This is a genomic window from Acinetobacter sp. YH12129 (assembly GCF_013418685.1).
In the GTDB taxonomy this organism is placed as follows: domain Bacteria; phylum Pseudomonadota; class Gammaproteobacteria; order Pseudomonadales; family Moraxellaceae; genus Acinetobacter; species Acinetobacter amyesii.
This window is the reverse complement of the sequence record NZ_VPBP01000051.1, coordinates 1-10,546: the sequence shown is the minus strand read 5'-3', so window position 1 is coordinate 10,546 and position 10,546 is coordinate 1. Positions and strand designations below refer to the sequence as shown.

The 10,546-nt window shown below is 34.0% G+C and carries 8 protein-coding genes and 1 pseudogene; 5 read left to right on the top strand and 4 right to left on the bottom strand.

All coding sequences use genetic code 11. The annotated features are described in order from the left end of the window. Positions 1-1,437 precede the first annotated feature (1,437 nt). Entirely contained in the window at positions 1,438-2,370 is a 933-nt protein-coding gene (locus FTU65_RS15535) for a hypothetical protein (RefSeq protein WP_180067023.1), read from the top strand. A gap of 9 nt (positions 2,371-2,379) precedes the next feature. Further along, positions 2,380-2,586, top strand: coding sequence for a hypothetical protein (locus FTU65_RS15530; protein WP_166135795.1), 207 nt, complete (start codon positions 2,380-2,382; stop codon positions 2,584-2,586). Between the two features lie 54 nt (positions 2,587-2,640). On the opposite strand, the gene FTU65_RS15525 is transcribed toward FTU65_RS15530, so the two are convergent. Beyond that, positions 2,641-3,327 carry an immunity 52 family protein gene (locus tag FTU65_RS15525; protein WP_180067021.1) on the bottom strand — a complete coding sequence of 229 codons (687 nt, stop codon included), beginning with the start codon at positions 3,325-3,327 and terminating at the stop codon, positions 2,641-2,643. A 261-nt stretch (positions 3,328-3,588) separates the two neighbouring features. Between FTU65_RS15525 and FTU65_RS15520 the strand changes: the two genes are divergently transcribed. The 3 genes and pseudogenes from FTU65_RS15520 to FTU65_RS15510 all read left to right on the top strand — a co-directional run. Next, positions 3,589-3,909 (top strand): type II toxin-antitoxin system RelE/ParE family toxin, encoded by a 321-nt coding sequence (locus FTU65_RS15520; RefSeq protein ID WP_180067019.1) that lies wholly within the window; start codon positions 3,589-3,591, stop codon positions 3,907-3,909. Then, positions 3,902-4,174 carry a NadS family protein gene (gene nadS, locus FTU65_RS15515; RefSeq protein ID WP_004676016.1) on the top strand — a complete coding sequence of 91 codons (273 nt, stop codon included), beginning with the start codon at positions 3,902-3,904 and terminating at the stop codon, positions 4,172-4,174. The genes FTU65_RS15520 and nadS overlap by 8 nt, the downstream gene beginning before the upstream one ends. Before the next feature lie 193 nt (positions 4,175-4,367). Then, positions 4,368-4,511, top strand: a pseudogene (locus tag FTU65_RS15510) (transposase); the annotation flags it as partial. Between the two features lie 1,585 nt (positions 4,512-6,096). On the opposite strand, the gene FTU65_RS15505 reads toward FTU65_RS15510, so the two are convergent. The 3 genes from FTU65_RS15505 to repM all read right to left on the bottom strand — a co-directional run bounded on the left by FTU65_RS15505 (position 6,097) and on the right by repM (position 9,843). After that, complete coding sequence (locus FTU65_RS15505) at positions 6,097-8,016, bottom strand: acyltransferase family protein (protein WP_180067017.1); 1,920 nt, start codon at positions 8,014-8,016, stop codon at positions 6,097-6,099. A 268-nt stretch (positions 8,017-8,284) separates the two neighbouring features. After that, positions 8,285-8,839, bottom strand: a complete 555-nt coding sequence (locus tag FTU65_RS15500; RefSeq protein WP_180067026.1) for a plasmid replication DNA-binding protein — start codon at positions 8,837-8,839, stop codon at positions 8,285-8,287. A gap of 68 nt (positions 8,840-8,907) precedes the next feature. Next, the gene (gene repM / locus FTU65_RS15495) at positions 8,908-9,843 is read right to left on the bottom strand and encodes a replication initiation protein RepM (protein ID WP_180067015.1); all 936 of its coding nucleotides are present in this window, start codon (positions 9,841-9,843) and stop codon (positions 8,908-8,910) included. Positions 9,844-10,546 lie beyond the last annotated feature (703 nt).

The window sequence follows — 10,546 nt, the reverse complement described above, 5'->3', positions numbered from 1 at the left end:
CTATATTGAATAGAAAAACGTGCTTAAAACGCAAATGAGAGCGAAATAGGAGAACAGTTTAGAGTCGTGTTCAGGACTTTGGCTCTATTTTACGAGTGAGTGAACTCGAATAGCTTTGGCTATTAATCTTTGATGTTTTAACGTGCATCACCATTACCGCGCCAACGCCTAATTTTTTCTCAGTAGCCAAACTTTAAAAAAATTAAATTTGCTGTTTTTCAGTGTTCTACATTACAGAAGCCAATCTGTTAGGGAAGCCAATCCCAAGCAAAACACTGTTTTAGATATTTCACATCAACCACCATCGGCTCAGACTTTCGTTCATCTAAACTTTTGTTTTACCAAAAGAAGCGCTTACGTTTTTATTCGCTCGAACTGATATATCAAGTTAAATAACAACCTGAATCTACTAATCTGATCTCCAACACTCATAAAGATTCTCACGAACCACAACCTTGCATGTTGCCTGCACTTCATTTCAAAGATGCCATGCTCAAAACGGTCTTGAGTGCGTCCCAAGTTATCCAACCTTGTCTTAACGTGTAGATCGCTTATCTGCTGAATTTGCTCTGTGTTCCATGTTCCGCCCCCCGTAGTTCCAAGAAATTAGGGGCATTAATACAGTTTACAAATCGTCAAAGCAGGTAAAGCACTTTCACTACCAAATGCGAGTTTGACCGTTTAAAACGGCTGACACGCAATTACAGGCTTGAGCTATCCATTGATCTCAGCTTTGCAGCTTGGAATGTCATCACGACAAATTCACCAAACTACAGTCTGAGTACCGATTGCGCCATCTTTCGACTTGCAACCCTGTTACGTCACCGTAACCGCAAAAGCCCACCTGTTGGTCATACGTCTGTTATCGCTAACAGCTCGTAGGGTTTATTAACGAGTTTATCCATCCTTGAAAACTCTCAACCTCTCAAAATTGGCAGGGTTTACTTAGTCGCCTAAGTTCCCGTGTCCTTGTCGCCCAACTACAGTTCCCCGACCTAAAAGAAGATCGAATGGAATGAGTAGAAAAGGGGAATCACACCCCTCAGCCCTCGTTGCGGCCGCGCCAGCTAGATTTCTCACGCACGCAGCTACACCGATGTAATTCATCAAAATGGCAGTAATGATGAATCGGCAGATGCTGATTCTCGAAAGGTTGGCTAAACCCTTGAGAATCAGACAAAAATATCTAAAAAACAAAGGTTTGGCAGACCTAATAAAAACAGCAATATCTAGATCCAAATTATCAGATTGCAGGGATTGGGTCAAATCGCTAGGAACTACTAAATTGTTAAATCCCAATAAGGAATTTATCATCAATTTTTTTAAAAATTTAAGGTATTAAATTCTGTGATTTAAAATTAAATCACTTTAAATCTCTATTGTTAAATTCCAAAAAAAAGGCTACTTTGACTAAAAGAAGCTCTTTGGGATGTTGTTATGATCTATTTTTCAAATTTTTCTACATTAGCGATGCAAAAGTTACAAGATGAAATAACAAGATCGAATTGTGTTCTTTTTGCTGAAGTGAATATGAAGTTTTATGATAACGAGGAGTTTATAAAATTTGTTGAGAAATGGACTGAGCGTTATCAGCTCACGCTATCTCCAAAAGAACGTTTTAAACAAAAGAAAAAGGGTCATCCTACCTTTGATTTAATCATCAAGCCGAATCTGGTGGGTGATGAAAATTTCACAAAAGACTTAATGCTTTTAGCTAAGACTGAACCTGAAACCTTCGCTCGTTCTGATTTTGATTTTTTAAATCAATCTGAACATTATTTACAGATGAAGTTCTTTTTATTCTGCAATATTGATAGTCCTCAAATCTATGATGGGCTTATTCCTATTGATCAAGTGAATAACACGCTGAAACAGCATATTGATGGGGTTGAAAAGTTTTCCTATGTCTTTGATTCACCAATTCAATTCGGAAATTATGAGCTTGTACGTTTAACTCAAAAACGCTCAATCAGAGACGATTTAGAGGGACGTGAAAAAAATGCTTCCGATTGGACTTGGAGGATTGGATCTGAATCTTATAGCAAGGTGCAGAAACAGGGTGAGGTACTGATTAATCGTTGGAATCAGTGCATTGAAAAATCTGAGGAAGAAAAACAGGCATATTTTGAAAAGCATTTGAAAATCTTGGAGGGCTATCTTGGTTTTAGAGGAGTTCGGAAACAGGTCGGGACTTTATGGGCTAAGGAGCGTAAGGTCTTTAAGGCAAAATATGGTGAAAAATATTTGCCCTACTATCGTCCTTTAAAATTGAATTATGTTCAGCGTCTTAAATCAGGACTTAACGCAAATGCAGAGCCATTGGAGATGATTGAACACATGAAAAAAGCAATTCAAAGTGCAGTGAAATAGGAGGTTTAGATGGATATTGCATCCCAGAAAACGACTGAAAAATTTGGAAAAATTCCAAATTTATTTAAATCTAAGTTTCTATTCTTCTTTTTAGGCTTTTGGTTGATGACAACGGCTTTTTATTATGCCGGTGTTGTTCCTAGTGATGACTATTCAGTGATCTCAAAAGCTCTGCTGTTACTTGCTTTAATCTCTTGTTTTTTAGGGAAAAGGTAAGCTATTAGACTGGTCATTTCGTATAACGTGTATTATGTTAATTTTAGATAATCTTTATGATTCAAAAAAATTTTCAGGCAACTCAGCTTCAGGAATAACGTCTAATTCAACTAAGGCTAAAGAGTTTTCTTGTACTTTTTTTTTCATTTCATTAGATTCATCTGACCAATCCTCATCGAAAACTAGAATAGTGCCTTCATTTAGATCGTTATTAACATCGACAATTTTGTAAAGGTGAGGCATTAATTTTTCATCTACTTTAATGGGTACATAGCAAATAGAAGTAGTTTCTAATCGGTGTGGAAAAACATTGATATCTCCAAAAAAATAGCTATTAAGATACACATAATCATTCTTAGGATATTCTAATACGACTTTAAAAAGTTGAATTATTTGCTCAAGATTCAAGACCTTTTTGAAAGTCATAACTAAACCTGTTCTATCGAAACTAAAACTCGAAAACTGCTCTGTTTCTAACGATCCATTCCAGAGTCCAAAAATTTCAAAACTGTCTTCTTTTCTAAGATTAAATAGATATTGTTTCGCTTTTTCTGAAGGGAAAGGATAGTCTAAAGGTGGTTTTGAGCTAGTCGCATTATTGATATACCAAGTCTTAAAAATAGGATCAATTTTTGACAGTTCAGATATAATCTGCTCAACTTTTTCTAGTTGTTCAAGAATTTCATTCTCATTATTACCAAGAATTTTTGGTATTCGTGTACTAAGAAAATATTCTCTCATACTGAAATCCTATATTATAAAGGCATAAAAATTGTTGACACTATGTTACGACTGAAACGATCAAAATAGACTTTAGTTTCTTTTTCATAAAAATACCAATTCAACTGTTTTATATACATCTTTCAGAATTTTTGAAAAAAATAAATCATCTGATAAATCTATGTAACATAATGGCGGTTATACGAAACGAGAGCAGTAGCTCTCGTTTTTTGATGCGGAAATTGCTAGAATGCTTGTACGCCATTGACGTACAAAGAATCTATGTTATTCATTGAAACCAGTATCTTTACCAAGCAAATCAAAGACCTTGTATCTGATGAGGAATATCATCAACTTCAACAAGATCTATTGGTTCAGCCAGATAAAGGGGACTTAATCAAGAATGGCGGTGGCATTCGAAAAGTACGTTGTGCTCAAGGGAATAAAGGCAAAAGTGGCGGTATCAGAGTAATTTACTATTGGGTAAATGAGGATGATCAAATCTTTTTCTTGGTGGCTTATCCAAAATCTGTAAAAGATAATCTAACGGATAAAGAAACCGCCATTCTGCGCCAACTCGTGAAGGAGCAATTTCATGGATAACAACTTATTTGATGACTTAGTTGCTTCGATTAAAGAAGCAGGAGCAATCAAGCGCAAAGAGATCCAAGCTAGTCGAACGACCGAACTTGAATTACCAGATATTAAGGAAGTGCGAGAAAAAACTGGTTTAAGTCAAAGCGAATTTGCAGCACGTCTCCACATTAGCCATCGTACTCTACAAAACTGGGAACAAGGCCGACGCTATCCAACAGGACCAGCAGCAACATTGATTCGAATTTTAGATGCACATCCTAGTCTTATTTAAAAAAATGCATTAAAAAATGGGAGCTTAGCTCCCATTTTTTGACTTCGTATAACGTGTATTATGTTAATTTTTAGTTAATATAAAATTTAGATAGCTTCTGCAACTAATTTTAAAGCTGATTTAATTTTTTGCTTATTCTCATACATTTTTTTGTCAGCTTGTTCTGCTGCAAAATATAGCCCACTACTGGGATGCCTCCTATAAGGCAAGACATCTGATCGAGAAATTTTTTGCCAAGCTCAAGCAGTATCGTGCCATTGCCACACGCAATGATAAATTGGCTCAAAACTTCTTATCAGCGATCTACCAGGCTTCAACAATCATCTGGCTTAATTGATGACACACCCTAAATATTTCTAGAATATTCTCTTAAAATCTCATACACCCTAATTTTATCTTCATATATAGTTTTCTCTATCACCTCATTGATCTCTTCATTCGTCCACTTTTGAGACTTAGCCCTACAAATGAATATTGATTGCAAAACAAATTTGTGCTCACCTTTTCTCAGATAGAGATTCTTTACTTTTTTTTCCATAAGAAACAATTAAATAGCTTACTCCTTCTAAATTCTATACCAATTAGAAAAACTTCACTGTTAATTAAAACTTAATAAAATCCTAAACTTGCAAAATAATCTAAATATCAGTTACTTAATGATCAGAAAAATATTATTATTGTATTATTAATGTTTAATATTTGTTGTTTGTATGTTCTGGATTCTTATAGCAGTTCTAGTTTTGATTAGTACACTATTAATTATTTCTATGGTGAAGGAATATCTTAAAAATCCTTTCAGATAAATGACTCAATTTTAATCCATTTAACATAATAGAGCTTATACGAAACGCTTTTTAAAATATCCTTGTTTTTCATATAGTTAAAAAATTTTCATCCCCCTGAAAAACAACAAAAAACCGACTTGGAAACAAGTCGGTTTCTTTTTGAGCAATTTTGATACTTCTTGCCAATAAAATTGATCAACATTTAATCAATTTGTCATTTTTCTCTGCGTTATCAAGAGAGCGCTGGCTTAAATTATCCCCAATTTCTGCGGACAACTCTTGGGATAAAAATCCACCAATTTTGTACGCTTTGGCTCACACCAATTCCGGCCCTTTACGCCTATACGATCTGGCTACAATTTCCTATGATGGATTCATCAGGAACAGGAAGTTCCGCACAATAATAAAAATACAGATACGCACAAGGACAGTAAGGTACGACAGGAGTTATACCAAGCGAACCCATACGAAAAAGCCCGACATCTTGTCGGGCTTTTTTATTGTCTATTGTTTTTCATTCACTTGAGAGAGCAATTGAGGAGTTGAGGATTTGAGAGTTATGTATAAGATTTGGAAAAAGAACATTAAATATGCACTCACTAATCGAGAAGATCGACTTTTATATAAACGATATTCTTCAATAGTTGCCTCACGAATAAAAGTTCCACGATTGTTTAAGACATACTTTAATCCATCTTTTTCGACATTAAAGTTATCCAATAGCCCTGTAGTTATAAAGAATGTTGCAATTGCGTAGATAAATAGGATGATGGAAAGAGCATTAAAATTAATCTCTAATTTTTCAGAGAAGACGGTGATAGCTACAACAAAGAGAGGAAAAATTAAGAAGATACAAAGTATGAAAGAGAATGCAAAATGAAAAAAATAAGAGCTTAGATTGATCAGAGCAGCAAGAATGCATGTAATAAGTGTGAAAGAAGATAGAGTTCTCATAATTATTGGAGATTTTGAAAAAGTTTTCGCATTATCTAATATTGCTTGAACTTTATATAATACATGTTATTCCAAAGTAGAAATGTCCTACCTAATTCGTATAAGAGATTTTATGTTAAATAGAAAGTTAGTCAGGTTTACTGTGAAAAGCAGACAATAAACCTGACGTAAAGAGTTTGTGAATTATTTAAGTAAAGTGTCTTTAAACATAGGTGTTAAAAGCTTATTCCCATATTCACTTAGGTGATCTCCATCACGATAAATAGGTCTATTCTTGTATGTGGAAATACATTCATTATTTTTACATAATATTTTAGATGCATCTAAAACTTCCACATTACATTTATTGGCACTTCTATTAATAATTTTTCGTATTTCTTCTGATCGACTCAAATAGCTATCATATGAAATTGATGTTTTTTCATTTCTTCCATAAAAAGAATTTTTAATAATCTTTTGTGGAGCATTAAAACCTAGTTCTGGGATAGGTTGAATAATATAAATTGGATTGTTTGTGGCAATCTTACATAAAGTTTGCTCTAAGTTTTTTTCAAATGCAGCCAATCTATTTTTTTGAGAAACTTTGGGATTATTTTCAAAATAAATTAATGGCTTAGATCCTTCAGGTGGTATGCGGTCAGGATCATTCTCTCCTATTAAATAGCTTGGATATCTTCCTGCTAAAATAATAGGAATATTTTTGTATTTTTGAGATTGAATTAATAATAATCGTTTTTTATTAATTTCAGGACAAATGCTTTGTTTATCATAATATTGTAAATTTAAAATTAAAGGACATGACGATGTAGATAAAGAAAGGACCCCTTCTGATTTTAAATCAAAAATAGAAGATAGCGATGTTGTTAATGAGTCAGCATGACTATCACCTATAATAATAGCTTTAATATTAGACGATTTCCCTATAACACATTCATAGAAATCTTGCTGATCACATTTATAAGGATTTGAATTACGTTTTTCTTTTTCAGCAATTTGAGCTGTTTTTGAAAGTCGTGAAGCTATTCCATCAGTTGTTTTTATAGTATAACCACAGGCTAAAATAACTAAAAATATATAAAAAGGTCTAACTTTATATATTTCTTTCCATGATGAATATCGTGGGAAATTAATCTTTTCAATGAATTGATAACTTAAGAATCCAAGTAAGATGGAGAGTGGAATGCCGTATACCCACCAATTTTCAAATGCAAAGTAGAATCCAAAAACGACTAAAGGCCAATGCCATACATAGATCGAATAAGACCATTTTCCGACATAGTTAAAAACTATGTTATTGATGATGAAATTATTTTGGAAGTTACTTACGATAATTAAATATGCACCAAAGACAGGTATTATTGCCATATAACCAGGCCATAATGTATCTTTTGACATTAGGAAATATGAAGCAACAATAAGTACAATACCTAATGATTGAATTGTAATTTGTTTTATCTTACTTTTAACTGACCAAGGATATAAAAACGCCAACCCACCGAGTAACATCTCCCATGCTCGGCTTGTAAGTAAGAAGTAAGCAGTCTTACTGTCTTTGTAAGTTGCATAAATACAGTAAATAAAACTCGCTAGAAATAATCCTATAACAACACGTTTTAGATTTGTAAAACTGAAATATTTTTTTAGAATGACAATGAGAATTGGGAAGAAGATATAAAATTGCCATTCAACAGATAGTGACCATGTATGTAGTAACCACTTTGTATGCTCTGCTGTATCAAAATAACCACCACCTTTTGCAAATAAAAGATTTGATATAAATAAAGAACTTTTCTCAACTTGTCGCCCTAAGTCACGATAGTCACTAGGGATTAAATAGAACCAACCAAATACGAGTAAAACAGCTGACATTGCAGCTAATACAGGGATGATTCTATTTGCTCTGGCGTTATAAAATTTGAATAAATTAAAGGTCTTTTTTTCCACGCCACTAAAAATAATCGATGTCATTAAAAAGCCAGAAATAACAAAGAAAACATCAACCCCAGCAAATCCACCTGGTAGCGATTGTGGATTAAAGTGAAAAATAACTACAGCAAGAACAGCAATTGCTCGTAATCCGTTTATATCGTATCTAAATTGCATAGAAAAAGTGCAGTAAATCAGTAAATTGGCATATTCTATAACTTAATGAAATTGAAATCAGAATTAATTATTAATTTTAAGTTTTCCTAAAATTAACATAATACACCTTATACGAAATGAGTTATAATTATCCTTAGAAATCAATGATGTAGTTTCTAGTTGATAGCCCACCTTCCCCAAGGTGGGTTTTTTTTATGATTTTTCACGTTCCACGTCTATTCTTTGATCAATGTTTCACAACTTTGATTAGCTCAGTTGAATAGTACCCTTAGCCATTCGGCAGAAAAAATCGGCTCCAGAAGCCTCTTTTTGGCTGTTCCGGCTCTACCTGCTCCGGCACGGGAATCCGCTTATTTTCTGTCTGCTCCGGAGTAGTCAATCCGTCATGTTTCGGTTCTGCTGTGTCCAGATCGGGATCTGTTTTGACCATGCTTGATTGCACTGGTTCTTGATCGGTAAACGTAGTCATATTAGGTTTCGGGGCTTCTAACAGTCGTTGTATTGCTTCTATTTGATTGTCTTTTGCTTCTAGTTGTTCTCGTTGGAAAACCTCTCGCTCATGTGCAAGTTCTAGTTGTTTTTTCAGAATGTCTACTTGCTGTTTTAGCATGTCTACTTCTGTCTCTTTTTGTACTGATGTAGACTGTAACGTGGCTACATTCTTGTTGTTGTGCGATGGTTCGCCAAATACTCTTATAGCTTCTGATAGATCTATCTTTCCATCACTATTTTTTGATAAATCTCCTTTATTTATACGCTTATAGATACTTTGTCGATTCATTCCATAGAGTTGAGCTAATTCAATAACTGATAGTGCTTTCATCATGTAACCCAAGTAAAAATCTGTATGCCAGTAGACAGTATTTAGTTATGTAACGTTACATCAATGATTTAACGATAGCCAACTTTTTCAAGATAAGGATGTAATTCTTGAAATTTAGTCGGATCTTGAAGCATTTCCGCAATTCTTATTGCAAATTGTTGATAGCTTTCAGTGCCCTGAGAGTATTTACCCATTTCAGGTAATTCCGAAAGCTTGTTAGCAAATAGGTGGCGTTGAGCATCTGTAATTCTGGAAAAAATATCTAATGTATTAGGATCTTTTTTACGCTCTATAGCTTTGTTCATATTTTTTTTCTGTTTAAAGCTAAAAGAGAACCCTGAAATAGAGCGCCCTTCTTTATGTTGTTCTACTTTAACGATGATATCTGTATGTTCATTTATCTGTTTGACTGCTGATTCAAGTACACGTCTTTTAAATGTATCTAACCTTGGGTAATCATCTGACGTTAAACCAAGCTTTGAACGAAAGTCAGAAACCTCAAATATAGGAGTCTTACCGACTTCGCGCCATGCTATAAGTAATTCATAGAGTCGAATGGCATATTTTCCTGTTAATTGGGAAACTTGTTTTAACTGATAACTTGTAAATTGTTTTTCTAAACGTGTAATTAAGGGTACTACATCCATTGTAAAAGTAACCTCTAAGGTTGCAGCATCATCAATATAAGAAATATTTTGAACCCATCGAGAGATTACTTTCTTTGATTTTCCTGTTTTTTCATCAATTGTTTGATAGCTAAACTGTCTACCAAAAAGGTTAGTAACTGCTGTTTTTAGGGCTTTGTAGGCGGCATGTTTATTAACATTAAATCTGCTCATATAGTCACTGGCATGGATCCGTAGCCTAGTGTTTGCATCAATCCCTGTTCTTGTTTCTCTTGCTTGTAAGATAGCCAGTAGAATTAACCGTTGTTCTACGGTATCCAAATTATAACTCGCATTAATTAAAGCGTTATCTTTTACTATTAATTCACTGGTAGGCATTTGCTACACCTTTATTATACATGCTGTTATTACACCATCATTAATCAATGGTGTAAATAGGTGACTTTTTGGTGTTGTATAGGTGACTTTTTGGTGTTGTATAGGTGACTTTTTGGTGTTGTATAGGTGACTTTTTGGTGTTGTATATCCTTTGTATGTATTATAAATAAAGGCTCTTAGCATATCTAAAAGTATTTAAAAACATTAAAAATAATTAAAAGCCTTTCAAATGAAAAATTGCCCTATGTTTTCGCTACGCTCAAACTCTATTGAATCTCGCTTTCGCTCGATTCGAGGGGCAATTTTTTGGCGTATATTTTCGTGAATTTGAAAAAAAGCAAAAGCAAGAATGAATTCGCTTCGCTCATAAAGCTTTTTTGCTCGCTTCGCTCGATCTAGACATCAATTTTCTGCAAGTGATTTACTATTTTTAAGATTTTGATATTAAAAAATTGTTTTTCAGAGAGTCTAGGCGCAACTTTTTGTATGTTCGCTCGTAGACACTCGCTCTGTAATAACGATTAGACGCAAAAAATAGGGGGTATTCGCGATTTTTCACTGATTACCAATAAAAATCTATATTGAATAGAAAAACGTGCTTAAAACGCAAATGAGAGCGAAATAGGAGAACAGTTTAGAGTCGTGTTCAGGACTTTGGCTCTATTTTACGAGTGAGTGAACTCGAATAGCTTTGGCTATTAAT